25 protein-coding genes are annotated in these 25893 nt (G+C 70.3%); 10 read left to right on the top strand and 15 right to left on the bottom strand.

The window, feature by feature from the left end; genetic code table 11:
* Positions 1-88 precede the first annotated feature (88 nt).
* A complete protein-coding gene (locus ACFHNC_RS13130) occupies positions 89-1384 on the top strand; it encodes an ABC transporter substrate-binding protein (RefSeq protein ID WP_437169665.1) in 1296 nt (431 codons plus the stop codon).
* A gap of 52 nt (positions 1385-1436) precedes the next feature.
* Here ACFHNC_RS13130 and ACFHNC_RS13125 read toward each other — a convergent pair whose 3' ends face one another.
* From ACFHNC_RS13125 to ACFHNC_RS13115, 3 genes are all read right to left on the bottom strand, one after another.
* Positions 1437-2438 carry a Bug family tripartite tricarboxylate transporter substrate binding protein gene (locus ACFHNC_RS13125; RefSeq protein WP_437169664.1) on the bottom strand — a complete coding sequence of 334 codons (1002 nt, stop codon included), beginning with the start codon at positions 2436-2438 and terminating at the stop codon, positions 1437-1439.
* A gap of 117 nt (positions 2439-2555) precedes the next feature.
* A complete protein-coding gene (locus ACFHNC_RS13120; RefSeq protein ID WP_437169663.1) occupies positions 2556-3533 on the bottom strand; it encodes a Bug family tripartite tricarboxylate transporter substrate binding protein in 978 nt (325 codons plus the stop codon).
* Positions 3534-3614: 81 nt separating this feature from the next.
* Complete coding sequence (locus tag ACFHNC_RS13115; RefSeq protein ID WP_437169662.1) at positions 3615-4784, bottom strand: diaminopropionate ammonia-lyase; 1170 nt, start codon at positions 4782-4784, stop codon at positions 3615-3617.
* 87 nt (positions 4785-4871) lie between these two features.
* Here ACFHNC_RS13115 and denD point away from each other — a divergent pair, with 87 nt between their 5' ends.
* A complete protein-coding gene (denD, locus tag ACFHNC_RS13110) occupies positions 4872-5858 on the top strand; it encodes a D-erythronate dehydrogenase (protein ID WP_437169661.1) in 987 nt (328 codons plus the stop codon).
* On the opposite strand, the gene ACFHNC_RS13105 is transcribed toward denD, so the two are convergent.
* The gene (locus ACFHNC_RS13105; RefSeq protein WP_437169660.1) at positions 5778-6293 is read right to left on the bottom strand and encodes a hypothetical protein; all 516 of its coding nucleotides are present in this window, start codon (positions 6291-6293) and stop codon (positions 5778-5780) included. The genes denD and ACFHNC_RS13105 overlap by 81 nt on opposite strands.
* 197 nt (positions 6294-6490) lie before the next feature.
* On the opposite strand from ACFHNC_RS13105, the gene ACFHNC_RS13100 reads away from it, so the two are divergent.
* The gene (locus tag ACFHNC_RS13100; RefSeq protein WP_437169659.1) at positions 6491-7462 is read left to right on the top strand and encodes a Bug family tripartite tricarboxylate transporter substrate binding protein; all 972 of its coding nucleotides are present in this window, start codon (positions 6491-6493) and stop codon (positions 7460-7462) included.
* Positions 7463-7464: 2 nt separating this feature from the next.
* On the opposite strand, the gene ACFHNC_RS13095 is transcribed toward ACFHNC_RS13100, so the two are convergent.
* The gene (locus ACFHNC_RS13095) at positions 7465-7923 is read right to left on the bottom strand and encodes an acyl-CoA thioesterase (protein ID WP_437169658.1); all 459 of its coding nucleotides are present in this window, start codon (positions 7921-7923) and stop codon (positions 7465-7467) included.
* A complete protein-coding gene (locus ACFHNC_RS13090) occupies positions 7920-8255 on the bottom strand; it encodes an acyl-CoA thioesterase (RefSeq protein WP_437169711.1) in 336 nt (111 codons plus the stop codon). Before ACFHNC_RS13090 ends, ACFHNC_RS13095 begins: the two co-directional genes overlap by 4 nt.
* Before the next feature lie 108 nt (positions 8256-8363).
* Here ACFHNC_RS13090 and ACFHNC_RS13085 point away from each other — a divergent pair, with 108 nt between their 5' ends.
* Positions 8364-8939, top strand: a complete 576-nt coding sequence (locus ACFHNC_RS13085) for a histidine phosphatase family protein (protein ID WP_437169657.1) — start codon at positions 8364-8366, stop codon at positions 8937-8939.
* 39 nt (positions 8940-8978) lie between these two features.
* On the opposite strand, the gene ACFHNC_RS13080 is transcribed toward ACFHNC_RS13085, so the two are convergent.
* From ACFHNC_RS13080 to ACFHNC_RS13065, 4 genes are all read right to left on the bottom strand, one after another.
* Positions 8979-10145: a M20 family metallopeptidase gene (locus ACFHNC_RS13080; RefSeq protein WP_437169656.1), complete on the bottom strand. Its 1167-nt coding sequence runs from the start codon at positions 10143-10145 to the stop codon at positions 8979-8981.
* A gap of 66 nt (positions 10146-10211) precedes the next feature.
* Positions 10212-11183, bottom strand: a complete 972-nt coding sequence (locus ACFHNC_RS13075) for a Bug family tripartite tricarboxylate transporter substrate binding protein (RefSeq protein WP_437169655.1) — start codon at positions 11181-11183, stop codon at positions 10212-10214.
* A 30-nt stretch (positions 11184-11213) separates the two neighbouring features.
* Positions 11214-12098, bottom strand: a complete 885-nt coding sequence (locus tag ACFHNC_RS13070) for a fumarylacetoacetate hydrolase family protein (protein ID WP_437169654.1) — start codon at positions 12096-12098, stop codon at positions 11214-11216.
* 75 nt (positions 12099-12173) lie between these two features.
* Positions 12174-13601, bottom strand: a complete 1428-nt coding sequence (locus ACFHNC_RS13065; RefSeq protein WP_437169653.1) for an amidase — start codon at positions 13599-13601, stop codon at positions 12174-12176.
* 69 nt (positions 13602-13670) lie between these two features.
* On the opposite strand from ACFHNC_RS13065, the gene ACFHNC_RS13060 reads away from it, so the two are divergent.
* Complete coding sequence (locus ACFHNC_RS13060; RefSeq protein ID WP_437169652.1) at positions 13671-14564, top strand: polysaccharide deacetylase family protein; 894 nt, start codon at positions 13671-13673, stop codon at positions 14562-14564.
* Positions 14551-16068 carry a transporter substrate-binding domain-containing protein gene (locus ACFHNC_RS13055; RefSeq protein ID WP_437169651.1) on the top strand — a complete coding sequence of 506 codons (1518 nt, stop codon included), beginning with the start codon at positions 14551-14553 and terminating at the stop codon, positions 16066-16068. The genes ACFHNC_RS13060 and ACFHNC_RS13055 overlap by 14 nt, the downstream gene beginning before the upstream one ends.
* A gap of 7 nt (positions 16069-16075) precedes the next feature.
* Here the strand turns inward: ACFHNC_RS13055 and ACFHNC_RS13050 are convergent, their stop codons facing one another.
* The 5 genes from ACFHNC_RS13050 to ACFHNC_RS13030 all read right to left on the bottom strand — a co-directional run bounded on the left by ACFHNC_RS13050 (position 16076) and on the right by ACFHNC_RS13030 (position 20971).
* The gene (locus tag ACFHNC_RS13050) at positions 16076-16741 is read right to left on the bottom strand and encodes a GOLPH3/VPS74 family protein (RefSeq protein WP_437169650.1); all 666 of its coding nucleotides are present in this window, start codon (positions 16739-16741) and stop codon (positions 16076-16078) included.
* Positions 16742-16815: 74 nt separating this feature from the next.
* Positions 16816-17802: a Bug family tripartite tricarboxylate transporter substrate binding protein gene (locus ACFHNC_RS13045; protein WP_437169649.1), complete on the bottom strand. Its 987-nt coding sequence runs from the start codon at positions 17800-17802 to the stop codon at positions 16816-16818.
* A gap of 119 nt (positions 17803-17921) precedes the next feature.
* Positions 17922-18584 carry a GOLPH3/VPS74 family protein gene (locus ACFHNC_RS13040; protein ID WP_437169648.1) on the bottom strand — a complete coding sequence of 221 codons (663 nt, stop codon included), beginning with the start codon at positions 18582-18584 and terminating at the stop codon, positions 17922-17924.
* A complete protein-coding gene (locus ACFHNC_RS13035) occupies positions 18581-20158 on the bottom strand; it encodes a gamma-glutamyltransferase (RefSeq protein WP_437169647.1) in 1578 nt (525 codons plus the stop codon). The genes ACFHNC_RS13040 and ACFHNC_RS13035 overlap by 4 nt, the downstream gene beginning before the upstream one ends.
* A gap of 66 nt (positions 20159-20224) precedes the next feature.
* Positions 20225-20971 (bottom strand): GntR family transcriptional regulator, encoded by a 747-nt coding sequence (locus ACFHNC_RS13030; protein ID WP_437169646.1) that lies wholly within the window; start codon positions 20969-20971, stop codon positions 20225-20227.
* A 244-nt stretch (positions 20972-21215) separates the two neighbouring features.
* Here ACFHNC_RS13030 and ACFHNC_RS13025 point away from each other — a divergent pair, with 244 nt between their 5' ends.
* The 4 genes from ACFHNC_RS13025 to ACFHNC_RS13010 all read left to right on the top strand — a co-directional run bounded on the left by ACFHNC_RS13025 (position 21216) and on the right by ACFHNC_RS13010 (position 25738).
* Entirely contained in the window at positions 21216-23426 is a 2211-nt protein-coding gene (locus ACFHNC_RS13025) for a malate synthase G (protein ID WP_437169645.1), read from the top strand.
* Between the two features lie 111 nt (positions 23427-23537).
* A complete protein-coding gene (locus ACFHNC_RS13020; RefSeq protein WP_437169644.1) occupies positions 23538-23897 on the top strand; it encodes a hypothetical protein in 360 nt (119 codons plus the stop codon).
* A gap of 140 nt (positions 23898-24037) precedes the next feature.
* Positions 24038-25030: a S1C family serine protease gene (locus ACFHNC_RS13015; protein WP_437169643.1), complete on the top strand. Its 993-nt coding sequence runs from the start codon at positions 24038-24040 to the stop codon at positions 25028-25030.
* 375 nt (positions 25031-25405) lie between these two features.
* Positions 25406-25738, top strand: coding sequence for a GYD domain-containing protein (locus ACFHNC_RS13010; protein ID WP_437169642.1), 333 nt, complete (start codon positions 25406-25408; stop codon positions 25736-25738).
* Positions 25739-25893: the final 155 nt, after the last annotated feature.

Below are 25893 nucleotides of genomic sequence, written 5' to 3'. Positions count from 1 at the left end.
ACGTCAAGGCAGCACGCCGGGACGTGCCGGGCTTGTGCGGCGCCGGCCGGACGTGGAAAACTCCCCCGTCGCCGGGAGGGTTGGAGGGATGCAGGGCTTCAGCCGCCGGAGTCTCGGCGGGCTGGCCGGCGCGGTATGGGGCGCCTTCGCGCCGCCCAGCCACGCGCAGGCCCCCGCCACCAGCAGCGGCGCCGCCCCGGCGCCACCGGCCGGGCCCGTCCTGCGGCTCGGCGCATTGTTCCCGCTCAGCGGGCCCTCCGCGCTGTTCGGCGATGAATGCTATCGCGGCCTGGATCTGGCGGTGGAGGACCGCAACGCGGCCGGCGGCGTCTTCGGCCGCGGCATCGCCCTGGTGCGTGCCGATGCGCCGGACGAGGGCGCCGCGGCGGAGGAGGCGCGTCGCCTTGTGCAGGGCCCGGAGCGGGTCGCCGCCATCTTCGGCAGTTTCAGCACCACCATCGCGCTGCCCGCCTCCCAGGTTGCGGAGCTGGCCAATGTGCCGTTCTTCGAGCTGTGCGCGCTGGGCGATGCCCTGGTCGGGCGCGGCTTTCGATGGGTGTTCCGCGCCTCCCCCCAGGCGACGCATTTCGCCGCTACGGCGCTGAAGGGGGTGAGCATCGTGGCCAACGGCCTCAACCGGCCGGACACCGCCTTGCGCCTGGCCATCGCGCAGGAGGATGCGCTCGGCGCCCAATCCATCGGCGCGTCGCAGGAAGCGCTGATACAGGAACGCGGACTGACCCTGATCGAGCGCGCCAGCTACGCCGCGCGCCCCACCGACCTCACCGGCCTGGTGCAGCGTCTGCGCGGGCTGGAGGCGGAGGTGGTGCTGCATGTCGGCGCGCCGGGGGACGAGGTGCTGCTGTTCCGCGCCATGCGGGATGCGAATTGGCGCCCGCGCATGGTGATCGGCACCGCCGGCGGCTATGGGCTGGCGGAGACGGCGCGCAGCATCGGCGCCGATTTCACCGGCACGATGAGCGCGGATTTCACCCCCTTCGCGGTGCATGAACGCATCGCCCCCGGCGCCCGCGCCTTTGCCGAGCTGTATCTGCGCCGCTACGGGGCGGAGCCGCGTTCCGGCCACGGGCTGGCTTGCTACACCGGGGCGCACATCTTCCTCGATGTGCTGCACCGGGCCGGCAGCGCGGAACGGGACCGCATCCGCGCCGCGCTGATGGCGACCGACATCGCCGAGGGCAGCACCGCCTGCGGCTGGGGCGCGCGCTTCGATGAGCGCGGCCAGAACCTGCGGGCACGCCCGGTGCTGTGCCAGTGGCAGCCCAGCCCGGCCACGCCGGGCAACCAGCCCGGGCTGCGCCAGGTGGCGATCGCCCCGGCGGCGGCTGCGATCGCCCCGGCGCAGACGCGGCTGGGGCCGTGATCGCTCAGTTAGCGCGGATGCCCGCGACTCAGTTGGCGCGGATGCCCGCGACTCAGTTCGCGCGGATGCCCGCGGCGCGCACCAGCGGTTCCCACACCGCCATTTCGCTGCGGAGATAGGCGGCGGCCGATTCGGGCGTGCTGTCGCTGACCACCTGCATCGTGAAGCTCAGCAGCCGTTCCTTTACCGCCGGGACGTTCACCGCCCGGTTCACCGCCTGGTTGACCTGCTGGATGATGGCCGGCGGCGTGCCGCTGCGGGCCAGGACCATGTGCCAGGTGTAGGCCTCATACCCCGCGACACCCTGCTCGATCATGGTCGGGATATTGGGCGCGAGGGGGGAGCGTTCCTTGGTGCTGATCCCCAGAGCCCGCAACTGGCCAGACCGGGCGTAGGGCAGCGCGGAAGCCGCGATGTCGAAGATCATCGGCACGCGGCCGGACAGCACATCCGGCAGCGCGGCGGAGCTGCCGCGATAGGGGATGTGGTTCACCCGCAGCCCGCCGGCCGCATGCAGGAACAGCTCCGTCGCCAGATGCACGGCGCCGCCATTGCCGGAGGAGGCATAGTCGTACTTGCCCGGATTGGCGCGCAGCACGGCGATGAACTCCGCCAGATTCTGCGCCGGGAAATCGTTGTTCACCAGCAGCACGACCGGCACCTGGCCGACCAGCGCGCAGGGCGTGAAATCCGCGATCGGGTCGAAGGGCAGCGTCGGGAACATCGCCCGGGTCACCGCATGGGCCACGGTCGTGTACAGCAGCATGGAGCCATCCTGCGGCCCCTTCGCCACGGCATCCGTGCCGATCACCACGCCCGATCCGGTGCGGTTCTCGACCACGATGCGGTTCGGCAGCCCCTTCGACATCTCCTCCGCAATCAGGCGTCCGGGCACATCGGTCGGGCCGCCGGCGGCAAAGGGAACGACCATGCGGACTGGCTGGGTCGGCCAGTTCCCCTGCGCCGCGGCGCCGCGCGGCAGCAGGAATGGCGTGGCCAGAGCACCGGTGCCGAGCGCCAGCGCGTGGCGACGGCCGAATTTCAGTTCTGTCATGGACATGTTCTCCCCTGGGGCGAAATTACCGCCCCTTCATGCATGGGCGGAACAGTCGGGGAGAGTATGGCCCGGCGTCAACCTTGGATCGCCGGGCCGTCGGGGGGCGGGTGCCCCTCAGTTGATGGTGATGTTGGCCTCGCGCACCACCGCGGACCATTTCTGGGTCTCCGCCCGCAGCCAGGCGGCGGCGGATTCGGGCGTGCTGTCGGTGACCAGGCGCATCGCCAGGTCGGACAGGCGCTGCTGCACCGCAGCCTCCGCCGCCACCTGCATGAAGGCGCGGTTCACCTGCTGCACCACATTGGCCGGCGTGCCCTTGGGCGCCATCACCATGTGCCAGGTATAGGCCTCAAGCCCCGGGAAACCGGCTTCCGCCGTGGTCGGCACGTCGGGAAGCTGCGGCAGGCGGGTGCGGTCCATCACCGCCAGGGCGCGGGTTTCGCCGCCGCGCGCATAGGCGAGCGCGGAGGTCGCGACATCGACGATCAACGGGATGGTGCCGTTCAGCACATCCGGCATGGCCGCCGCGGTGCCGCGATAGGGCACGTGCAGCGCGCGGGCATCCATCGAACGCAGCAACAGCTCCGTCGCCAGATGCAGCGCGCCGCCATTGCCGGAGGAGGCATAGGTCATGCCGCCCGGATCGGCCTTCATCGCCGCCTGCAACCCGGCCAGGTCGCGGATCTGCGAATCCTTGCCAACGGTGATCAGCATCGGGATCACGCCGACCAGCGCCACCGGCACGAAATCCGCCTCCGGGTCGAAGGGCAGGCGCTGGAACAGCGCGCGCAGCACGGCATGCGCCACGGTGGTGTAGAGGAAGCTGTGGCCGTCCGTCGCCTTGGCCACCGCCTCCGTCCCCACCAGCACGCCGGCGCCGGTGCGGTTTTCCACGATGATTCGCTGCGACAGGTTGGCGCCAATACGCTCCGCGAACAGCCGGGCCGGGATGTCGGTCGGGCCGCCGGCGGCGAAAGGGACCACCAGGCGGATCGGCTGGCTCGGCCAATTGCCCTGCGCCTGGGCGGATGTCGTGAAGCTGGGGCCGGCCAGTGTGGCCAGGCCCGCGCCGACTAGATGGCGGCGATTCATGCGGCGGTTCTCCGAAGGATCAGTCGGGCAGCGCCGGGGCGCCGCCTTGGTTCCCGCATGTCGCGCTGCAGCAATTCCGCGTCAATCCGCGGGGTTGATCAACCTTGTGTACAGTTCCGGGTCCGTCGCGCCCTCGGTTCCGAACAGCAGCACGCGGCTATCCGGCCCGAGCCCGAGCAGCATCCGCGTCATCGGCTCCCGCACCGCCAGCAGCAGGGCGGCGAGGCCGGCCACCGCACTCTCCCCGGCGACGATCTTTGGCGTGCGATGGGCCAGCAGCCGCATGCAGTCCACCGCGCTTTCGTCGGAGACGGTCATGAAGGCGAAGGCGCTGCGCTCCAGCTCCTGCCAGGCCAGCAGGCTCGGCTCGCCACAGGCGAGGCCCGCCATCAGCGTATCCAGCTCCCCCGCCACCGTCGAAGGCTCCCCGGCCTCGGCGCTGGCCAGCAGGCAGGCGGCCTTGTCCGGCTCCACCACGATGACCTTCACATCCGGGCCGAAACGCGAACGGAGCTGGATGGCGACCGCCGCGGCCACGCCGCCGACGCCGCCCTGGATGAAGGCATGCGTGGGCGCCTGGCCCTCCATCTGGTCCGCCGCCTCATCTACCATGACGCGGTAGCCCTGCATCACGTCGCGCGGGATTTCGGTATAGCCCTCGTACGACGTGTCGGAGACGACGAACCAGTTCTCCGCCTCCGCCGTGCGCGCCGCTTCCCGCACCGCGTCGTCGTAATTGCCGGGGACCACGCGGATTTCCGCGCCATACTTCGCGATGGCGTCGCGGCGGCCCTGGCTGACCGTCTCATGCACGAAGATCACGCAGCGGCAGCCGAAGCGCTCGGCGCCCCAGGCGACGGAGCGGCCATGATTGCCATCCGTCGCGCAGGTCACGGTAATGCCGCGCAGCGCATCCCGGTGCGCGCCGCCGGCCAGTTCCGCCGTGGTCGCGGCATTGGCGACGCCGCGCCGGGCGAGCTCGGACACCAGCAGCCGCGCCACCGCATAGGCGCCACCCAGCGCCTTGAAGCTGCCGAGGCCGAAGCGCCCGCCCTCATCCTTGTAGAGCACCGCCGCGACGCGCGCTTCGGCCGCCACATCCTCCAGCTTCAGCAGCGGCGTCGGCGCATAGCCGGGCCAGGAGGTGATTTCCGCCTTCGCGCGGCGAAAGCTTGAATCGGGCAGCACCACCACGCCGGGGGTGCCATGGCGGCGATTGAGGAGGAGGCGGGCGGGGCGATCTGGGATCATGCGGCGGAGAGTGGCGCGCCAGCCCCTGTCCCGGCAAGTTGGCACGAGGCGAGTCGCGCCACCGAATGGAAAAGGGGGAGAATTCAGATGCAGGTCACGATCCTGGGCGGCGGCGGTTTCCTGGGCCGCAGGCTGGCGGCGCGGCTGGCCGCGGATGCGGCGGTGGGGGGGAAGCGCATCACCGGCCTTACCTTGTTCGACCTGCACCAGCCGGCGCCGCTGGAGGCCCCCTTCCCCGTCCGCTGCTTGGCCGGCGACGTGGCCGATGCGGCGGTACTGGCGCAGGCGATCCCGCCCGGCACCGGGCTTGTGGTGCACCTGGCGGCCGTGGTCTCCGCCGCGGCGGAGGCGGATTACGACCTTGGCATCCGCGTGAACATCGCCGGCACCCAGGCGCTGATCGATGTCTGCCGCAAGCTTCCGGCGCCGCCGCGCGTGGTCTTTACCTCCTCCGTCGCCTCCTTCGATGGCGGCCAGTCCGCGATGGTGCCGGATGAGGCGCGGCAGCTGCCCACCAACAGCTACGGCGCGCAGAAGGCGATCGGCGAGCTGCTGCTGGCGGATGCGACGCGGCGCGGCTTTCTCGATGTGGTCTCGATCCGGCTGCCGACGGTGATGGTGCGCCCGGGCCGGCCGAACCGCGCGGCCAGTTCCTTCGTCTCCGCCGTGCTGCGCGAACCGCTGCTGGGTCTGCCGGCGCAGTATCCGATGGCGGAGGATTTCCGGGTCTGGGTCTGTTCCCCGCGCCGCGCGGTGGATTGGCTGGCGTATGCGGCGGGGATGGACAGCGCGAAGCTCGGCCGTGACCGCGGCATCAACCCGCCCGGCCTGTCCGCCAGCATCGCCGAGATGCTGGTGGCGCTGGAGGAAGTGGCGGGGCCGGAGGCACGGGCGCTCGCCAGGCATGTGCCGGATGCGGAGGTGGAGGCGATCGTCGCCGGCTGGCCCGCCGCCTTCGCCGCCACCCGCGCCCCCGGCCTCGGCTTCGTCCGGTCAGAGCCCCTGGCGGATATCCTGCGCGCCTTCATCGCGGATGACCTGGAGGCCATGCGCCAGGATCGCGCCACCGGCTGAGGGCGACGCACCACGCGAGACCGGGCTGGGCTCCAGCACCTGGCAGAAGGGGATGGTCATCGCGGCGCGCACCGCCTCCACCGAGGGGGGCGCCATGCGGCCGCGGGACATGTCATGCGGGAACCAGCCGATCAGCACAGGGGCCGCCTGGTGCGGCGGCAGCGTCACCGGCTCGGCGGGGGCTGGCACGATGCCGGGCAGGTCGATCGCGGCCAGCACGGCGGCGGGCCAGGGGTGCGGGTTGTGGACCAGCATCCGGTATTCGGTGCGGCCAGTCCGCTGTGGCCCGGCCAGCACCACCATCTCGACAGGGGCGGCGTGCAGATGCGTGTCCTGGGCATCGGGGCCGAGGCGGCAGGGCAAGGGCGTCTCCGCCACGGCGGGAAGCGCGACCAGAAGCAGCGCGGCGGCCAAGACGGTGGCGAGACGGGACATCGGGGTTCCTCCGGCTTTGGCCGCAGAATGCGGCGCCGGGCGCAGCGCCGCCAGCACGTGCTGCCTGTTGCCGCGATCGGCTGCGCCTTGGGGTGGACGTTGCGTCCTGCAGAACGGATTATGGTTCCGGATCAGGCTGTTGCATGCCGCGCGCGGCCGCGCCATGTTGTCGGAAATCGTCCCCGGGAGGACCCACCATGACCACCCGCCGCACCCTGCTGGGTGTTGCCGCCACATCCGTGGCCACCCTTGCCGCGCCGCGCCTGGCCAAGGCCGCGTGGCCGGCCGACCGTGCGATCGAGGTGATCGTCCCCTTCCCGCCCGGCGGCGGCGTGGACAACATGGTGCGCCCCATCGTGCATTACGTAACGCCGCGCCTGGCCGGCGCGCGCTTCGCCGTGGTCAACCGCCCCGGCGCCGCCGGCCAGCTCGGCTTCGAGGCGTTGTTCAACGCGGCACCGGATGGCTACACGCTCGGCGCCCTGACCAACACGGCCATGCATGCGGTCGCGATCGAGCGCACGCCGCGCTATCGGCCGGAAGACTACACCTACATCGCCAATATCGTGGACGATCCGGGTGGCTTCTGGGTGCGCGCCGACAGCCCCTGGCGCACGTTGGACGACCTCAAGGACGCCGCGAAGAAGGACCCGGAGGGCATCGGCGTCGGCACCGCCGGCATCGGCTCCGACGACCACATGCTGCAGCTGAGCTTCGAGGAAGCGGCGGATGTGCGCCTGCTGCACATCCCCTACAACGGCACCGCGCCGGTGCAGCGGGACGTGCTGGGCGGCAGCCTGCCGGTGGGCAGCTTCAACATGAGCGAGGGCCTGGGCCTGATGCGGGAGGGCCGCATCCGCTGCCTGGCCCAGGGCGGGCCGGTGCGCTGGGCGCCGACCGGTGACGTGCCGACCTTCAAGGACCAGGGCTATGACGTGCTCGGCGGTTCCGCCCGCGGCATCGGCGCGCCGCCCGGCCTGCCGGACGAGATCCGCATCCGGCTGGAGGCGGCGTTCCGGGAGGCGCTGGCCGACCCGGCGCTGATCGCGGATGCGGAACGCACCGGGCTGCCGCTGCGGCCGCTGATCGGCAAGGATTACCGGGACATGATGCGCGCCGACCATGCGGTGCTGCAGGGGCTGTGGCAACGGCGGCCCTGGCGGCGCTGAATTTACGCCGCCTCCGCGCCCTGCGCTTCCAGCAGGGCGCGCCATTCGGGCGTCAGCGGCACCTTCTCGCCGCTATCCTGCCGCGTGATGACGCAGACGGCGCGGGCCGTGCAACAGGCCTCGCCATCCTTCAGCAGCGCGTAGTCCTGCACATAGGAGCTGCGGCGGAAGGAGACGGTGCGGCAGGTCAGCGTCACCGCGTCGTTGAACCGCACGCCGCGCAGGTAACGCACATCGAGCTGCGCCACGACCGGACCCGGCCGGTCCGGCGCCAGCGCTGCGCCGGTCAGCGCCTGCCAATGTGCCACGCGCAGATCCTCGAACAGCACCAGATAGGCCGCATGGTTGACGTGGCCGTAGAGGTCGCATTCGGACCAGCGAATCACATGGTCGCGGATGAGGCTGGAGGGCTGACCCAGCTGTCCGGGCCATTCGGCCCTCCCATCATCGGACCGCGTCATGCGGCGGGCACCGCACGCGGCTTACGGTTCTCGTCGATGGCGACGAAGGTGAAGACGCCCTCCGTCACCAGGCACATCTCCTCCGCCGAGCGTTCCCGTCGCCAGGCTTCGACCTCGATCCGCATGGAGGTACGTCCGACGGAGACGACCTCCGCGAAGATGCTGACCTCGTCGCCGACCAGCACCGGCATGTGGAATTTCATGCCCTCCACCGCGATGGTCGCCACCCGGCCGCGGCCACGGCGCCCGGCGGCATTGCCAGCGGCCAGGTCCATCAGCCCCATCAGCCAGCCACCAAAAATGTCGCCGGAGGGATTGGCATCGGCGGGCATGGCGATGGTGCGTAGCTTGGGTGCATCGCTGGGCGGGGTGCGGGTGGCCGGGTTGGGCAAGCGGATCTCCGTGGTAGGGTCGCGGCGAAACGCATCCTTACGGCAGCCATGGCGCAAGTCCACTTCCTGACGCATCCCGAGGTCGCCATCGACCCCTCCGTGCCGGTCCCCGACTGGCCGCTTTCGCCGCGCGGGCTGGAACGGTCCCGCGCCATGCTGGCGCAGCCTTGGATCCCGGGCATTCGCGCGGTGTTCAGCAGCACGGAGCGCAAGGCGCGCGACATGGCCGAAATCCTGGCCGTGCATCTCGGCCTCGGCTTCACGCCGGTCGAGGCGCTGGGGGAGAATGACCGCAGCGCCACGGGCTACCTGCCGCCAGCGGAATTCGAGGCGACGGCGGATGCCTTCTTCGCCGAACCGGAGCGCAGCGTGCGCGGATGGGAACGGGCGGCGGATGCGCAGGCCCGCATCGTCGGCGCGGTGCGTGCCGTGCTGGCACAGGCGCCGCCCGGCGATGTGGCGATCGTGGCGCATGGCGGGGTGGGCGCGCTGCTGCTGTGCCACATCAAGGGCGTGGAAATCAGCCGGGCGGAAGACCAGCCTGGCGCAGGCGGCGGGAACGTATTCCGGTTTACGCGAGTGGGGTGGGGATTGGTGGAGGGGTGGCGGCCGATCGACCGCTGACCCTCCCCTTCAGGCCGGCCCCCTTCAGGCCGGCCCCTTTCAGGCCGGGCCGAGCTTCAGGATGGCGCGGGCCACCGCCTGCGCCCGCGGCACCAGGCTGCTGAGCTCCAGATATTCCTCCGGCGTATGTGCCTTGCCGCCCACGGGACCGACGGCGCACAGCGTCGGCGCGCCCATCGCCGCGGTGAAGCCGCTATCGGCGCAGCCACCGCTGAACTCGCCGCTCGGGTCGAAGCCGGATTCGGTGGCCGCCGCACGGTAGGTGGCGAACAGCTTCGCGGCCTCCGGCGATTGCGTCAGCGGCAGGAATTCGCCCTTGATGGTCAGCTTCGCGCGGGTGCCCGGCACGAAGGATTTGTCGATGATGGCGTGGATCTTGGCCATCACCTCCTCCCGGTCCGCGGGCTCCACATAGCGCAGGTCGATCTGGCCCTGGGCGTGCGGGGCCACCGTGTTCACGCTCTGCCCGCCGGTCACCAGGCCGACATTCAGCGTGATGCCGCGCGCCAGATCCGTCAGCGCATGGATCGCGGTGATCTTCGCGGCCAATTCGCCGATGGCGCTGATGCCGGCCTCGAAATTACCGCCGGAATGGGCAGCCTTGCCCTCGATATCGAAGACGGAAAACACGCCGCCCTTGCGGCCGGTGACGATGCCGCCGCTCGGCCGCCCGGGTTCGGAGTTGAACACCACGCGCGCCGCCTTGGCCTCCGCCTCGATCACCGGGCGGCCCTCCGGCGAGCCGATTTCCTCATCGCCGGTGAACAGCGCGACCAGCGGGCCGGGGGCGCCGCCGAATTTCTTGAAGGCGGCGAGGACGAACATGTTCATCACCAGCCCCGCCTTCATGTCGGCGACGCCGGGGCCGAAGGCGCGGTCACCCTCGATGGTAAAGGGGCGGCGCTGCGGCTCGCCCTTCGGAAAGACGGTGTCGCGATGGCCCATCAGCAGGATGTTCTCGCGGGCATTGCCGCCGCGTGTGGCATCGCCGCCTTCGACCGTGGCACGGACGCAGTCGCCATGCTTCTGCTGCGGCATCACCTCCACCGGGATGCCCTGCGCTTCCATGAAGCGCGCGACCTGGGCGCCGACGCGGTCGACGCCTTCCTTGTCGTAGCTGCCGCCATCGGTATCGACCATCTCGCGCAGCGCCTCGGTCATGGCGGCCTGCTGGGTGGCGAGCCAGGCGAGTGCGGGATGGTCCATCGGGCGTTGCTCCTTCATGCCGGTGCAGGCTGGCACCGGCAGACGGGCCTGTGAAGCCGTGCGGCGCTACTCCACCTTGCCGATGCGGGCGACGGCGCGCAGCAGGCGGGCACTGTCTTCCTCGAAGAAGGTCTTGAACTCCGGCGCGTCGAGATAGGCCACCGGGGCGCCGGCGGCGGTGTAGGCGTTCACCACCACCGGGTCCTGCACCGCCTGCCGCATGGCATCGCGCAGCCGCTGCACCACCGGCGCCGGCGTCGCGGCGGGGGCGAACAGCCCGGCCCAGATGTAGAACTCCACGTCGGAATACCCCTTCTCGATGAAGGTCGGCACATCCGGGAAGGCGGCCACACGGTCCTTGCCCCAGCAGCCCAGCACCCGCACGCGGCCCTGCGCCACATGCTGCGCCAGCGGGCCGGGGGCGGAGGACAGCGCGTTCACCTGGCCGCCGAGAAGCGCCGTCAGCGCCGGCCCGCCACCGGCGAAGGGCACATGCAGCATGCGGATGCCCGCCGCCGCCGCCAGCATCTCCATCGCCACATGCAACGTGCCGTAGGTGCCGGAGGAGGAATAGGTCAGGTCACCCGGCTTCGCCTTCGCCGCCTCGATGAATTCCTCCATCGTCCGCCAGGGCGCATTGCCGGCGACCGCCAGCATGGTCGGGTCCGCATTCACCCGCGCGATCGGCGTGAACTGGTCCACGGTGTATTGCGGCGTTCGGTCGAACAGGCGCTCCGCCGCCGGGATCACGGCCAGCGAGGACAGCGCCATCAGCGTGGTGTAGCCATCCGGCGCGCTGCGGGCGACATGCGCGTTGCCGATGGCACCCGCCGCACCGCCGCGATTCTGCACCACCACCGGCTGGCTGAAGATTTTCTCGAGTGCCGCGGCAACCGGCCGTGCCGCCAGATCGGCTTGCCCGCCCGGCGGGAAGGCGACCACCATATTGAGCGCACGCGAGGGAAATGGGGCCTGCGCGAGAGCCTGGCTGGCGAAGGGCAGTGCCGCGGCGGCGCCCAGAAGTGTGCGACGATCCATGGTTGTTGTTTCCTCCCGTTGGTTCACGCGTCAGGCGACGGCATTTTCCAGCACGCCGATGCCCGAAATCTCGATCTTCACCACATCGCCGGACTTCAGAAAGACCGGCGGGTTGAAGCCAATGCCAACTCCGGCCGGCGTCCCGGTGGCGATCACATCGCCCGGCTCCAGCGTGATGACGGCGCTGATCGCCTCGATCAGGGTCGGGATGTCGAAGATCAGGTCGGAAACCGGCGCGTGCTGGCGCTGTTCGCCATTCACCCAGGTGGTCAGCACCAGCTTCGTCGGGTCCGGCACCTCATCCGCCGTCAGGATGGCCGGGCCCATCGGGCAGAAGCTGTCGAGGCCCTTGCCCAGAATCCACTGGCTGTGCCGCTTCTGCAGATGGCGCGCGGTGACATCATTGATGATGGTGTAGCCGAAGACGTGGCGGAGCGCGTCCGCCTTGGTGATGCCGCGGCCACCGGCGCCGATCACAACACCCAGCTCGCCCTCATAATCCAGCCCGCCGGTGGTATCGAGATGGCCGAGGATTTTCTCGCCATTGGCGATGATGCTGGTATGCGGCTTGGAGAACACCACAGGGAAGGGCGGCACCACATCCTTGGCGCCCCCATCGAAGCCCGACCCGGCGAACTCCTTGGCGTGCTCATGGTAATTCTTGCCGACGCAGAACACGTTCTTCGGCGGGCGCGGGATGGGCGCGCAGAGCTTGGCGCCCTCCACGACCGGCGCCTTCGCCATGGCGGCGCGCGCCTTGGCCAACAGGGCGGGTTCGGCGGCGGCCAGGTCCAGCATGCTCTGTCCGCGCAGCAGCGGCTCGGCGGCGGCCAGGTCGAGCACCGCATTGCCCGCGCCGAGCGCACCGACTTCCTGCTGCAGCTTGCCCGGACGCGTGAATGTCACCAGCCGCATGAATGAATCCCCCTAGTTCCACTTTGCGGGCCGATTCAGACCTCCGGGCCATGCGGCCCTTCGGCCATCGGGCCGCTAATTCAGCTTCGCCCGCATCTGCCCGGTTTCCGCCGGATTGGCCAGGGGCAAGCTGGCGGCGCGTTCGAGGGCGCGGGCGGCGCGGAAGGCCAGGTCGTCCCGGTACATCGCGGCCGCCACCTGCACGCCGCGCGGCATGCCGGCCTCGTCCAGCCCGATCGGCACGGCGATGGCGGGTTGGCGGGTCAGGTTGAAGGCGAAGGTCCAGGGCGCCCAATCGCGCCAGAGTGATTCCACCGGCTTGATGGTGGGGGCATCGGCGTCGAAGGCGGCGGTCGGCGTGGCCGCCGTCAGGATCAGGTCGTAGCGCTGGTGGAAGCGCGCCATCGCGTGCCCGCATTCCACCCGCAACAGGTCCGCGCCGAGGAAATCGGCGGCGGACATGTCGCCCATCCTGCGCGCAACCTCCTCGATCCCGGAATCGAGCTGGGTGCGTTTTTCCTCGGAAGCCCCGTGCCAGATGCGGGCGATGGCGACGCCCCAGACGCGGGAGAAGATGGCGCGGGTGTCGGGCAGTTCCGGGTCCGCTTCCTCGACGATGGCGCCCTGTTCGGCCAGCAGCTTGGCCGCGACTTGCAAGGCGGCCTCCCCTTCCGCATCCAGCGGCGGCTCAAAGCCCAGGCGGCGCACCACGGCCACCCGCAGCCCGGCCACGCCCTGGTCCATGCCGACCCGCCAGTCGCGCGGGTCATCCGGCAGGCTGACCGGGTCGCGCAGGTCGAAGCGGGCCATGGCGGACATCATCAGCGCGGCATCGCCCACGCTGCGCGTCATCGGCCCGGCGCAGGCGACGTTGGAGAAGGCGCCATGCGGCCATTGCGGGATGCGGCCGTAGCTCGGCTTGACGCCGACCAGCCCGCAATAGGCGGCCGGAATACGGATGGACCCGCCGGCATCGGTACCGATATGCAGCGGCCCGAAGCAGGCCGCCCCCGCGGCACCCGCGCCGGCCGAACTGCCGCCGGCGGAGCGCTGCGGATTCCACGGGTTGCGCGTCACGCCATGCAGCGGGCAGTCGCTCGGCGTTTTCCAGCCGAACTCCGTGGTGGTGGTCTTGCCGATGATGACAGCGCCTTCCGCCAGCAGCCCCACAACGGCCGGCGCGTTTTCGGTGGCCGGCGTCGCATCGGTCGTCAGGCTGCCGCGGCGGGTCGGCAGGCCGGCGATGTTCAGCAGGTCCTTCACCGTGCAGGGCACGCCGTCCAGCATCCCCATCGGCCGGCCCGCCGCCCAGCGCGCCTCCGACTCGCCAGCATGGCGCAGCGCCTGCGGGTTCATGGTGGCGAAGGCGTTCACCCAGGGATTGTAACGCGCCACCCGCTCCATCACCGCCTTCAGCGCCTCCACCGGGGACAGGGCGCGGGCGGCGTAGAGCGCCAGAAGCTGCTCCGCGGTCATCTGCGCGGGGTCGGTCGGCGTGTTCATGCGGGGCTTCCGGATCGGGGCATCGGCGTGCAGCATGGCGTCTCACCAGGGCCAGGGAAACCCCGCAGCATGACCAGCAGCAATCCGTGGGAATGGAGCGAGGCCGAATGGCGCAACATCGTCGGCCGGGCGCGCGCCGGGCGCAGCATGCGGCCGACGCATTGGCCGGATGGCGCGCGCTGCTGCGTGACCCTGAGCTTCGACGCGGATCATGAGACGATCCCGCTGCGCGACAATGACGAAAGCCCGATGCGGATCAGCCAGGGCCAATACGGCAACCGCCAGGGCGTGCCGCGCATCCGCGCCCTGCTGGCCAGGCACGGCATCCCCGCCACCTTCTTCTATCCCGCCGTCTCCGCCCTGCTGCACCCGGAGGAGGTCCGCGCCGTGGCCCAGGAAGGCCATGAGATCGGCGTGCATAGCTGGATTCACGAGGCCAACACCAAGCTGCCCCCCGGCGTTGAGCGCGAACTCACCCTCCGCGCGGCGGAAACACTGGAAAAAGTCAGCGGCCAGCGCCCGGTCGGCATCCGCACCGCATCCTGGGATTTCTCGGTCGATACGCTCTCCATCATCAAGGAGATGGGCCTGCTGTACGACAGCTCCCTCATGGCCGACGACGATGCGTATGAGCTGCTGGATCAGGGCGAGCCCACCGGCATTGTCGAACTGCCGCCGGAGTGGATCCGCGACGACGCCGTCTATTTCAACATGCTGCGCTTCTCCGGCCTGCGCCCCTACACGCCGCCCTCCGCGGTGGAGGAGATTTTCGCCGCCGAATTCGATGGGGCCTATGAGGAAGGCGGCATGTTCCTGCTGACCATGCACCCCCATGTCATCGGCCACCGCAGCCGCATCGCGCTGCTGGACCGGCTGGTGACGCGGATCAAGAAGTTCGAGGGCGTCTGGTTCGCGACCCACGCCCAGGTGGCGCAATGGTGCAAGGACCATGCGGCGCCCTGAGCTGCGCTGGCTGCTGCTGCTGCTGGCGCTGCTGTCGGGGCCGCTTCCGGTCCTGGCGCAGACGCGGCCGGAACAGCCGCTGCGGGCCGGCTGGTATGCCTCCGAGCCGCAGCAATATCTGCGGCAGGGAGAGCTGACCGGCCTCGACATCGAGATGGTGCGCGCCATCGCCCGCCGCGCCGGGCAGGACCTGCGCTGGACGCCGATGGCCTACCTGCCGCTGCTGGAGGAGGTGGCGGCAGGGCGGATGGACCTGATCCCCGGCATCGCCGCCACCGAGGCGCGGGCGGCGCGCTATGCCCTGTCCCGCCCCTATCGCCACGACACCAATGTGCTGATCATGCGACGCGGGGAAGCGGCGGCGCTGCGCTTCACGGATGCGGCGGGGCTTGCCGCCCATCTCACCGGCAGCGCCCGGTTCCGGCTCGGCGTGCGGTCCGGCTACAGCTATTTCGACGCGGCGCTGGATGCCTTCATCGCCAACCCACCCGATCCGGCACGGGTGCGGGCGGCGGGGGATGACGCCACCAATATTCGCCGGCTGTTGGCCGGCGAGATCGACGGCTTCCTGGCCGAACGCCTCTCGGTGGCGCTTGCCATCACCGCCGCCGGCGCGGGCCAGGCGGTGGAGGAACAGGCGATGCGCCACCGCATCCCGCTGCACCTCGCCTTCAGCCGCGCCACCACCTCCGCCGAAACCCTCGCCGCCTTCGATGCGGCCATCGCCTCGCTGCGCGCCGATGGCACGCTGGCGGCGATCGGCACCCATTTCCGCTTCCCGCTGCTGCTGTCGCAGACCATCGACAGCGCCTGGTTCCTGTCCCTCCAGATTATCGGCGTGCTGGCGGCGGCGCTGGCCGGCGCGCTGGCGGCGCGGCAGAGCGGCTGGAGCCTGTTCGGCGCCTTCGTCCTGGCCGGCGTCACCGCCACCGCCGGCGGGGTGCTGCGGGACCTGCTGGTCGGCCGCTTCCCCATCGGCATCGCCCGGGACCCGATGTTCCTGATCCTGATCTTCGGCACGGTGATCGGCTTCTGGGCGGTGGCCCACCTCTGGGCGCTGCTGCGCGGGCGGTTGATCCTGGCCTTCTGGGTGGCGCAGGCGACAGTGGCGATGCGCCGGCGGCAGATCGACCGCTGGCTGTTCGACACGGCCGATGCGCTCGGCCTGGGCGCCAGCACGGTGCTCGGCGTCGCGGTGGCCTTCGGCATGCGGGCGGAGCCGTTCTGGCTATGGGGGCCGCTGCTCGGCACCATCACCGGGGCCGGGGGCGGCATCCTCCGCGACGTGCTGCGCGGCGGCGGCGACATCCCCAACCTTAAAACCGGCTTCTATGGCGAGGTCGCGCTGATCTGGAGCCTGGCACTCTCGGCCTATCTGATGCTGCGCGGGGCGGAGATCGAGATCGATGAGGTAGTGGTGGTGGTGATCGCCGCGGTGGCCGGCGCGGTGGCCACACGTCTGGCCGCGGTGGCGTTCCGGTGGCGGCCGCCGCGGCTGACCTGACGGGCTGTCAATGCATCGCGCCCTGGCGGAGCAGCGCGGCATAGACATCCCGCGTCGCGGCAGACAGGGAGCGGGACAGTTCCTCCAGCCCCGCCACCTGCTCCACCCGCGCCGCGGCCCGCGCATGCTCATCCTCCGACAGCACCAGCGCCACCAGGCCGGTGGATTTCGCCAGGCCAATCAGCAGCGCATCCCGCGGGTCGGGGATGTCATCCTCCAGCAGCACGCCGCGCAGGCGGCGCCGCACCTCCGCCGTTTCGGCGCGGCCGGTGGCCTTTGGGTAGCGGCGTTCGGGGAAGACCCACAGGAACCGATCCTCGATCCGCCGCAGCACCCCGCCATCCACCAGGCGCTCCAGCACCTGCGCCCGCAGCGCCGGGGCGGATTTGGCGATGTCCTGGATCCACCAGCGGCTGGTGCGCTCCACCGCGCCGGCCGCCTCGCCAGCGGCCAGCCGCGCCAGCACGCCATCCAGCAGCGCATCGCCCGTGGGCCGCTTCTGCACCAGCACCAGGCGGTCCAAGTCCGTGTCGATGCGCCCGGCCAGCGCCAGCTCCATCAGGATGGCGCCGGCAAGTGCCAGGTCGCCGGCGGGGCCGGGCAGCCCCACCGGCTTGCCGGTTTCGTCATCGAGGAGAAGCAGCAGGATCTCCTCCGGCATGGTCAGCGACATGGTGGCCCCCAGGGCTTTTGCGGGAGCCTGACACGAAAGGCGGCTGGCCGTCAGGCCGGCCTGCCCCAGGGCTGCTAACCCACCACGATGTTGAACTGCCGTGCCACAGCGGTCCACGCCGTGATCTCCTCGCGGATGACCGACACGAAGGCATCGCCGATGGGCTGGGGGATGCGCGGCAGCGTCTGCAGGTCGGTCAGGCGGGTCATCAGATCCGGCCGCGCCAGGATGGGCGGAACGATCGCCGCCAGCCGTTCCACCACCGGCGCCGGCAGGCCCTTCGGCCCAGACAGGCCGAGCCATTGGGCGGAGGTCAGCTTCGGAAAGCCCAGCTCGGCGAAGGTCGGCAGGTCGGGGAACATCGTCAGCCGCTGCGGCGTGGAGACCGCCAGCGCCCGCAGCGAACCATCCCGCATCTGTGCCGTGTTGGTGGTGATGGGGTCCACCATGCATTCGATGTTGCCGGCCAGCACATCCTGCATGGCCGGCGCGCTGCCGGCATAGGGGATATGGTCCAGGTTGGGCGCCCGCGCCTCCGAGGACAGCATGGCGCCCAGCAGATGCGGGGCGGAGCCGATGCCGGAGGAACCGAAGCGCACCGGCTGCGTGCGCGCCGTGGCCAGCAGTTGCTCCAGCGACTGGAACGGCGAATTTGCGCGCACCAGGATGATGTTGGGCGCCTCCACCATATGCATGATGTGGGTAAAGTCGTTGATCGGGTGGAAGGGCAGCGCCGGCCGCGTGGCGGTGGAGAAGACATGCACGGAGGCATGGCTGACCAGCAGCGTGTGGCCATCCGCCGGCGCCTTCGCCACAACGTCGGTGCCGATGATGCCACCCGCGCCGGCGCGGTTTTCCACCACCACGGATTGGCCCAGCGCCTGCGCCATGACCGGCGCCATCAGCCGCGCCACCGTATCCACCAGCCCACCTGGTGGGAATTGCGCGACCAGGCGGATCGAACGGTTCGGCCAGGCCGGCTGCGCCTGGACGATGGAGGGGGCGGCGAGGCCCCCGAGGCTCGCGGCGGTCAGCCCGAGCAGAGTACGACGCGTCTGCATTGATTGCGCTCCCAGCGATCAGAAACCGAGGGGTGGCGCTCATCCCTTGGGCATCCGCCCAGGGCCGTGGCACGCCTTGCACCCTCTGCCGGGGTACAGGGCAAATTGTATGCCGCGCTTCAGCCTTCGCGCTGGCTGGTGCCGAGACCGGCGCCGCGCAGATCGGCCACGGCCACGGCAAGCGACCGATTCAGGCTCTCGATCCGCGTCACCACACCGAGCCAGGGCTGCACGGCCTCCAGCTCCGTCTGCGTGAAGATCAGCGGCAGCAGCCCGGCGGCACGCGCCAGGCCGAGCAGCAGCGCGTCATGCGGCGCCGGGATCTCGCCCTCCAGCAGCAGGGCGCGCAGCCGGGCGCGGGCTTCCGTCACCTCCGGCCGGCCGGGAGTTTTCGGGTGGCGACGGTCGGGCAAAATCCACAGCACCCGGTCCTCCACCCGCCGCAGGATGCCGCGCGCCACCAGCCGGTCCAGGATGGCGGCGCGGGCGGCGGGCGCGTCGCGCGCCAGCAGCGGGATGGCGCCGCGCGCATCGGCGGGGGCGCCGGGGGCGGCCAGCCGTGCCAGCGCGGCGTCCAGCGCCGCATCGCCCAGCGGCGTGGCGTCCAGTACGAACAGCCGGTCCCGGTCCGTGTCCACGCGCCCGGCGAGGGCCAATTGCATTAGCAGCGCGCCGGCCAGCGCCCGGTCCGGCGCCATGCCGCCACGGCCGACCGGGCGCCCCGTTTCGTCATCCAGGGCGAGGAGGACGATTTCCTCCGCCAGGGTCAGCGCTTCCGTCATGCCTCGGCGAGGGCAGCCGACCAGGGGGACATGACATCGGTGATACCCACCCGTTCGCCACCCGCCCGGATCTGGATCAGGTTCGGACAAGCAAAATTCACCGGCAGCACGGCGTGTTCCACCACCTCCAGCGGGCCGGCAGCGGCCAGGCCGTCCAGGGTGGCCTGCGGCAGGCTGCGATCGGCGGTGGCGCCTTCGGGGCCGCTGACATCGATGCGCGGGAAATGCGCCGCCGCCTCCGGGTCCATGCCGAAGCCGTTGACCAGCGCCAGGGTCTGGAACACCGCGGCCAGGATGCGCCGGCCACCGGAGGCCCCCAGGGCCATCGAGGGGTTGCCAGATTCATCGGCCACGATGACCGGGGACATGTTGGTCAGCGGCCGCTTGTTCGGCCCGATCTCATTGGCGCTGCCCGGGCGCGGGTCGAACCACATGACGCCATTGTTCATCAGCACGCCCGATCGGGGCAGCACGACGCGGGAGCCCATGGAGGACAGCAGCGTGGTTGTCATGGACACCATCATGCCATCCGCGTCGCAGACGTTGAGGTGGGTGGTGCAGGTCTCAGCGCCCTTCGGTTCGGCATCGCCGAGGCCCGCCAGACGCTCGGCATAGGCGGCCTGCATGGCCTTCGCGAAGGCCAAATGCCAGGCGGTGCCGGGCGCGCTGCCGGTCCAGTCCGCGGCTTCCATCAATTCCATCACGCGCCGGAAGGTCGGCGTCGCGGTCAGGCCGTTGGACAGATGCAGCGTATGGCCGCGCCAGGGCACGGAGACCGCGGGCAGCACCCGCGCCTGGCAGCCGGCGAGGTCGGTGGCGGAGAGGATGCCGCCCGCCTCCTTCACGTCGGCCGCGATGGCAGCCGCCACATCACCCTCATAGAAGTCGCGGAAGCCGGCCTGCTGCAGGCGCTCCAGCGTCTCCGGCAGGCGGCCGAGGCGGAAGAAGCCGGGCTTGCCCTGGTAGGGCGTGACCGGTGGCAGGCCGTTCGGCAGATAGATGCGCGCCGATTCCGGGTAGAGCTTCAGTGTGGAAGCCGCATTGGCGATCTTCAGTGTGGTGAACCAATCCTGCGGCAGCCCGCGCTGCGCCAGCGCCACGGCAGGGGCCAGCACATCCCTGGCCGGCATCCGGCCGCGGCGTTCATGCAGCAGCGCATAGCCGGCGACGGAGGACGGGATGCAGAAGCTCATCGCGCCATGGATGTTGCGATCGCCCTCCACCTCCGGCCAGGAGAACAGATCCTGCTTCATCCGGCCGGTGGTCGGGAAATCCCGGGCATTCAGCGCGGCGGGGGAGACGGGGCCGAAATCGAAGGTCTCGGCCTTGCCGCCCGGCGCGGCCACCTGGGCATAGCCGATGCCACCGAGGCCGCTGTTCCAGGGCTCCATCGCGGCCAGGGCGAAGGCCATGCCGACCGCCGCATCCGCCGCATTGCCGCCGGCTTCCAGGATGGCGATGCCGGCCTCGGCGGCGGCGCGGGACTGGCTGGCCACCATGCCGCGGCGGCCGCGGGCGGCGGGCTTGGTGACCTGCCAATGCTGGCTGGTATGGGCTGGCGGCTGGTATTGCATGCGGGGTCCTCCGATCGGGGGAGGATCAACCCGCACAGGGCCTTCGGCAACCCCGCCGGGGGGATTTCAGCGCCGCTTGGCCTGCCGCCGGCGTTCCACCGCCTGTTCGAAATCCAGGTCCTCATGCCAGCTCAGATGCCGGTCGAGCGCCGCCTGCGCCCCTTCGAGATCGCCCTTTTCCAACAGGTCCAGCATAGCGACGTGTTCGGCGGAGACGCGCGGCTTCGGCCGGACGTCGTGGCCCAGGCCCCAGACCACGGAAAGCTGCCGCGCCACGCTCAGCCAGATGCCATGCAGCACGCCATTGCCGGAAAGACGGCAGATTTCGCCGTGGAAGGCTTCATCGGCCGCGACCCGCAGGGCCATGTCCTGCGCCTCCGCCGCGCTGTCATAGCGCTCCGCCGCGCGCCGTGCCGGGGCCAGACGCTCCGGTGTTGCCAGGCCGGTGGCCAGGATCTCGCGCAGCGCCAGCGCCTCCAGCGCCGTCCGCACGCGCATCAGTTCGGCCACCGCGCGGTTGGTCACCTGCATCAGCCTCATGCCCTTGTAGGGCGTTGAGACAACGATGCCCTGGCTTTCCAGCAGGCGCAGCGCCTCCCTCACCGGGACGCGGCTGATGCCCAGTTCGCGGGCGATCTCCGCCTCGACCAGCCGGTCACCGGGCAGGAAGACACCGCGCGCGGCGGCGGCCACCACCGCCTCCGCCGCCTGCTCGACCATGGTTCGCGGGTGCACAGGAGCCAGGCGGCGCGCCTCGCCCGGGGCGTCTTCGGGCAGGGGCGTGTTGGAAGCCTCATTGGGCAATGCATTCACCGGCGGCGGCCTTCGGGAAGCGTTCTAATTGTCATGTCATTTCACCACAGGCACGGGCGCTTGTCTCGCGCCGATGGCAGCATGAGACACTTCTTTGGGGGCGCAGGGCGTCGAAAACCATCCGAGCATTGGACGCTTTCCGCACATGACCAGACAATTGACCTTGTTGCCCACCCCCTTGGAGAGCCAAGGTTTTGCGCCTAAGCACGCGGCCCAAATGCCCCGTGGGGCAAGCGGCCGCCGCATGCCGGCAGCGCAGACAAGATGGAGACGGATCGTGGCAGCATCGGAGCGGATTGGCGGCCTTGGTGTGGACAAGGCCTTTCGGCAATTCATCGAAGCCGAGGCGCTGCCGGGCACCGGCATCGAAGCGGCTCGCTTCTGGTCCAGCTTCGAGGCGCTGCTGCGCGATTTCGCGCCGCGCAACGCCGCCCTGCTGGCCAAGCGGGACGCGCTGCAGGCGCAGATCGATGCCTGGCACCGCGCCAACCCGGCCCGTCCGGTGGACCTGGCGGCCTACAAGGCGCACCTGGCCGAGATCGGCTACCTGCTGCCGGAGCCGGAGGATTTCAGCGTTGGCACCACCGATGTGGACGCCGAGATCGGCCACATGGCCGGCCCGCAGCTGGTGGTTCCCGTCTCCAACGCCCGCTACGCGCTGAACGCCGCGAATGCGCGCTGGGGCAGCCTGTATGATGCGCTGTACGGCACGGATGCGATCCCGGACGCCGATGGCGCCGAGCGCGGCCGTGGCTACAACCCGAAGCGCGGCGCCAAGGTGATCGCCGTCGCCCGCAACGTGCTGGACCAGGCCGCGCCCCTGGCCGGCGACGCCAGCCATGCCGGCAGCAAGGGCTACGTGATCGAGGGCGGCGCGCTGGTGGTGACGCTAGCGGATGACCGCAAGGTGGGCCTCGCCCGGCCCGGCCAATGCGTCGGCTTCCAGGGCGAGCCCTGGGCGCCCACCGCCATCCTGCTGGTGAATAACGGGCTGCACCTGGAAATCCACATCGACCGGACCAGCGCCATCGGCCAGACCGATGCCGCCGGCGTTTCCGACCTGGTGATGGAAGCCGCACTCACCACCATCATGGATTGCGAGGACAGCGTCGCCGCGGTGGATGCTGCCGACAAGATCGAGGTCTATCGCTGCTGGCTCGGCCTGATGAAGGGCGACCTGACGGCCGACCTGGAGAAGGGCGGCAAGACCATCACCCGCCGGCTGAACCCGGACCGCGTCTGGAAGACGCCTTCCGGGTCCGGCGTGAGCCTGCATGGCCGCTCCGTCATGCTGGTGCGCAATGTCGGGCACCACATGATGACGGATGTGGTCACCCTGGACGGCGCCGAAATTCCGGAAACCGCGCTGGATGCGATGGTGACCGTGGCGATCGCGCTGCATGACATCCAGCCGCCCGGCCGCGGCAAGCGCATGAATTCCCGCACCGGCAGCACCTATATCGTCAAGCCGAAGATGCATGGGCCGGAGGAAGTGGCGCTGGCCGACAGCCTGTTCGCCCGCATTGAGGATGCGCTCGCTTTGCCGCGCGCCACCATCAAGATGGGCATCATGGATGAGGAACGCCGCACCACGGTGAACCTCAAGGCCTGCATCAAGGCGGCACGGGACCGGGTGGTGTTCATCAACACCGGCTTCCTCGACCGCACCGGCGACGAAATCCACACGGCGATGGAAGCCGGCGCCGTGGTCCGCAAGAACGAGATGAAGGCGCTGCCCTGGATCGGTGCCTATGAGGCCTGGAACGTCGATGTCGGCCTGCTGTGCGGGCTGCGCGGCCGGGCGCAGATCGGCAAGGGCATGTGGGCGATGCCGGACATGATGGCGGCGATGCTGGAGCAGAAGGTCGGCCACCCCAAGGCTGGCGCCAACACCGCCTGGGTCCCCTCCCCCACCGCGGCCACGCTGCATGCGCTGCACTACCACCAGGTGGATGTGGCCGCGCGCCAGGTGGAACTCGCCGCCGGCGGCCGCCGTGGCAAGCTGGACGACATCCTGACCATCCCCCTCGCCCAGGACACGAACTGGGAGCCGAAGGATGTGCAGGCGGAGCTCGACAACAACGCGCAGGGCATTCTGGGATACGTCGTGCGCTGGGTGGACCAGGGGGTCGGCTGCTCCAAGGTGCCGGACATCAACAATGTCGGGCTGATGGAGGACCGCGCCACGCTGCGCATTTCCGCCCAGCACATCGCCAACTGGCTGCGCCACGGCATCGTCTCCCGCGACGAGGTGGAGGAGACGCTGAAGCGGATGGCGGCCGTCGTGGACGGGCAGAATGCCGGCGATGCGGCGTATACCCCGATGGCACCCAGCTTCACCGGCCCCGCCTTCCAGGCCGCCTGCGACCTGGTGTTCGAGGGTGCGGCGCAGCCCAATGGCTACACCGAATTCGTCCTGCACCGCCGGCGTCGGGAGGCGAAGGCGGCGGGCTGAGGCGCCGGGCCGAGGCAAGTGCGGGCGCGGGTGATTCCCCTCGCGCCCGAGCTGTTCTAGGCTGGCGTAACGATACGTGGAGCCTGCGCCCTGACTCGCCTCCTCGCCCTGATGCCCGTGCTGGCGCTGATCGCCTGCTCCTCCTCCAGTGAGGTGGCGGAGCTTTCGCCCGAGGTCTTCGGGTTGACCGCGCATGGCAATTCGCCGGCGCAGGCGGCAAGGCTGGGCGTGGAACGCGCACGGGCGCATTGCGCGGCGATGGACCGGGCTTTCGAGGTGACGCGCAGCCATATCGGCGGGCAGGACTACACCATCGCCTTCCGCTGCCCCCGTCCGGATGCGGCGGCGCTCAGCCAGGCGGTGGGGGGCCAGGCGGCGCCGGGCCTGGTGGAGCCGCCGCGCGGCTGGGAACCCGGCCCCCCGGCGGCGCAATCCGGCATCGGGACCGGCGCGGCCCAGGCCCTGTACTGAAACGCCCGGTGCTGAAACGCCCGGTGCTGAAACGCCCGGTGCTGAAACGCCCGGTACTGAAACGCCCGGTACTGAAACGCCCGGCAATTTGGCGGGGCTGGCGAATGCGGTAGACTAGCGCCTTTGGCATGGTTGGATTGATGGCGGACGAGGACTGGATCATCCCCGAGGACCTGCGGCCCGACCCGGCCGACTACAGCTTCGACCTGCAGCGCGCCCTGGCCTCCGTGGTCAGCCTGAAGACCCGCGTGCCGGCGGATGCGTTTTCCGCCCGCACCCTGGGCACCGAACGCGAAGGCAGCGGCGTGGTGATCCGGGAGGATGGGCTGGTGCTGACCATCGGCTACCTGATCGGCGAATCCGACAGCATCTGGATCAAGACCGCCGCCGGCCGCGTCGTGCCGGGCCATGCGCTGGCCTATGATTTCGAGTCCGGCTTCGGCCTGGTGCAGGCGCTCGGGCGGCTGGAGGCACCGGCCATGCCGCTCGGCCCCGCCGCGCTGCCGGAGGCCGGGGTGCAGACCATTCTCGCCGCGGCGCCGCAATCCGGGCGGGGCGCGGGGGGCGGCGGGGCGCTGGCGTGTTCCGTCGTCGCGCGCGAACCCTTTGCCGGCTACTGGGAATACCTGCTGGAGGAGGCGCTGTTCACGGCGCCGGCGCATCCTTCCTGGGGCGGGGCGGGGCTGATCGGGCCGGACGGGTCGCTGCTCGGCATCGGGTCCCTCGTGCTGCAGCATGCGGATTCGAAGGGGCGCAAGCTGGATTTGAACCTGGTGGTGCCGATCGGGCTGCTGCACCCGATCCTGGACGATCTTTTGGCCTATGGCCGCGTGAACAAGCCGCCGCGGCCCTGGCTCGGGCTGTATTGTGCGGACCAGGAGGAAGGGGTGGTCGTGGCCTCCGTCGCCGCCAAGGGGCCGGCGGAGAAGGCGGGCATCCGGCCGGGCGACCGGATTTTGGGGCTGGATGACAGCGAGGCGCCGGATCTGGCGGGGCTGTGGCGCAGCCTGTGGTCGCGCGGGGCTGCGGGCGTGGCGGTAAATGTGGCGGCGGAGCGGGACGGGCGAAGGCTGGTGCTGCCGGTGGTGAGCGGGGACCGGAGCAAGTTTTTGAAGGCGCCAAGGCTGCATTGAGGGGGGCGGTCCAAGGCTGCTTTGGGTCGAACGCGGCGTGAGCCAGCCATTTGCTCCGGAAGACGGTGGTTGGCGGCGGGTCGGTAGCTCTGGCCGTCGCGGCGAGCTTCGGGCAGTGCGCTGCGGCGGTGACGCTGCTCGCCTGCCTCCCTTCGAGCGAGGCGCCTAGGATGCCCTGATGATCCAGGGAGGCCAGGCGGGCACAGCTTGCCGCCCGGTGCCTTCGGCGCGGGGGCCTTCCCACAACAACTCGTGCAACGATTTCGGTTTAGCTCGGCCGCTGCGGAGCCTAGGCTCCACGCGGGTCGGCGGCTTCGCCAAGCCGGAGCGACCGGCTCGTCCAAAAAATTAACAAGAACGATAAGGAGGCGAATCATGCCGCTCTACCTGTATCAAGGGGCTTACACGCCCGCCGCCCTGGCGGCGCAGATGAAGAACCCGCAGAACCGAGTCGAAGCCGTCGCCCGCGCTTCCAGCGAGGCAGTAGGCGGCAAGTTGATCGGCTGCTGGTACAGCTTCGGAGATCACGACTTCAGCATCGTCGTGGACTTGCCCGACAAGGAGAGCATGGCGGCCATAGCGCTGGCGGTCGGCGCCGGCGGGGCGCTCAAGACGGCGAAGACCACGGCGCTGCTGTCGGGCACAGAGTTCATCGCCGCAATGACGAAGGCGCAGGCCGTCGCTAAGGTCTACAAACCTCCGAGCTAGATACGATCCCTGCCGCATGGGATCCGCCTCGGATCCCGCGGTCCGGTCCATGATTCGTCCCGACGCAGGCGCGGGTCCTGGGCTGCTTTACGGCGCCAGGACGATGATCGCCGCTCGGGTTGCGGCCTTCGGAGAGGTTTGCAACTCGAACGACC

Source organism: Falsiroseomonas sp. E2-1-a4 (genome assembly GCF_051433165.1).
Taxonomy (GTDB): domain Bacteria; phylum Pseudomonadota; class Alphaproteobacteria; order Acetobacterales; family Acetobacteraceae; genus Falsiroseomonas.
This window is presented reverse-complemented; position numbering and strand designations above follow the sequence as displayed.

Excerpts from the sequence above, each read along its gene's own strand:
- ACFHNC_RS13130 (WP_437169665.1), top strand. The coding sequence starts at position 89 with ATGCAGGGCTTCAGCCGCCGGAGTCTCGGCGGGCTGGCCGGCGCGGTA.
- ACFHNC_RS13125 (WP_437169664.1), bottom strand. The coding sequence starts at position 2,438 with ATGACAGAACTGAAATTCGGCCGTCGCCACGCGCTGGCGCTCGGCACC.
- ACFHNC_RS13120 (WP_437169663.1), bottom strand. The coding sequence starts at position 3,533 with ATGAATCGCCGCCATCTAGTCGGCGCGGGCCTGGCCACACTGGCCGGC.
- ACFHNC_RS13115 (WP_437169662.1), bottom strand. The coding sequence starts at position 4,784 with ATGATCCCAGATCGCCCCGCCCGCCTCCTCCTCAATCGCCGCCATGGC.
- denD (WP_437169661.1), top strand. The coding sequence starts at position 4,872 with ATGCAGGTCACGATCCTGGGCGGCGGCGGTTTCCTGGGCCGCAGGCTG.
- ACFHNC_RS13105 (WP_437169660.1), bottom strand. The coding sequence starts at position 6,293 with ATGTCCCGTCTCGCCACCGTCTTGGCCGCCGCGCTGCTTCTGGTCGCG.
- ACFHNC_RS13100 (WP_437169659.1), top strand. The coding sequence starts at position 6,491 with ATGACCACCCGCCGCACCCTGCTGGGTGTTGCCGCCACATCCGTGGCC.
- ACFHNC_RS13095 (WP_437169658.1), bottom strand. The coding sequence starts at position 7,923 with ATGACGCGGTCCGATGATGGGAGGGCCGAATGGCCCGGACAGCTGGGT.
- ACFHNC_RS13090 (WP_437169711.1), bottom strand. The coding sequence starts at position 8,255 with ATGCCCGCCGATGCCAATCCCTCCGGCGACATTTTTGGTGGCTGGCTG.
- ACFHNC_RS13085 (WP_437169657.1), top strand. The coding sequence starts at position 8,364 with ATGGCGCAAGTCCACTTCCTGACGCATCCCGAGGTCGCCATCGACCCC.
- ACFHNC_RS13080 (WP_437169656.1), bottom strand. The coding sequence starts at position 10,145 with ATGGACCATCCCGCACTCGCCTGGCTCGCCACCCAGCAGGCCGCCATG.
- ACFHNC_RS13075 (WP_437169655.1), bottom strand. The coding sequence starts at position 11,183 with ATGGATCGTCGCACACTTCTGGGCGCCGCCGCGGCACTGCCCTTCGCC.
- ACFHNC_RS13070 (WP_437169654.1), bottom strand. The coding sequence starts at position 12,098 with ATGCGGCTGGTGACATTCACGCGTCCGGGCAAGCTGCAGCAGGAAGTC.
- ACFHNC_RS13065 (WP_437169653.1), bottom strand. The coding sequence starts at position 13,601 with ATGAACACGCCGACCGACCCCGCGCAGATGACCGCGGAGCAGCTTCTG.
- ACFHNC_RS13060 (WP_437169652.1), top strand. The coding sequence starts at position 13,671 with ATGACCAGCAGCAATCCGTGGGAATGGAGCGAGGCCGAATGGCGCAAC.
- ACFHNC_RS13055 (WP_437169651.1), top strand. The coding sequence starts at position 14,551 with ATGCGGCGCCCTGAGCTGCGCTGGCTGCTGCTGCTGCTGGCGCTGCTG.
- ACFHNC_RS13050 (WP_437169650.1), bottom strand. The coding sequence starts at position 16,741 with ATGTCGCTGACCATGCCGGAGGAGATCCTGCTGCTTCTCCTCGATGAC.
- ACFHNC_RS13045 (WP_437169649.1), bottom strand. The coding sequence starts at position 17,802 with ATGCAGACGCGTCGTACTCTGCTCGGGCTGACCGCCGCGAGCCTCGGG.
- ACFHNC_RS13040 (WP_437169648.1), bottom strand. The coding sequence starts at position 18,584 with ATGACGGAAGCGCTGACCCTGGCGGAGGAAATCGTCCTCCTCGCCCTG.
- ACFHNC_RS13035 (WP_437169647.1), bottom strand. The coding sequence starts at position 20,158 with ATGCAATACCAGCCGCCAGCCCATACCAGCCAGCATTGGCAGGTCACC.
- ACFHNC_RS13025 (WP_437169645.1), top strand. The coding sequence starts at position 21,216 with ATGCCGGCAGCGCAGACAAGATGGAGACGGATCGTGGCAGCATCGGAG.
- ACFHNC_RS13020 (WP_437169644.1), top strand. The coding sequence starts at position 23,538 with ATGCCCGTGCTGGCGCTGATCGCCTGCTCCTCCTCCAGTGAGGTGGCG.
- ACFHNC_RS13015 (WP_437169643.1), top strand. The coding sequence starts at position 24,038 with ATGGCGGACGAGGACTGGATCATCCCCGAGGACCTGCGGCCCGACCCG.
- ACFHNC_RS13010 (WP_437169642.1), top strand. The coding sequence starts at position 25,406 with ATGCCGCTCTACCTGTATCAAGGGGCTTACACGCCCGCCGCCCTGGCG.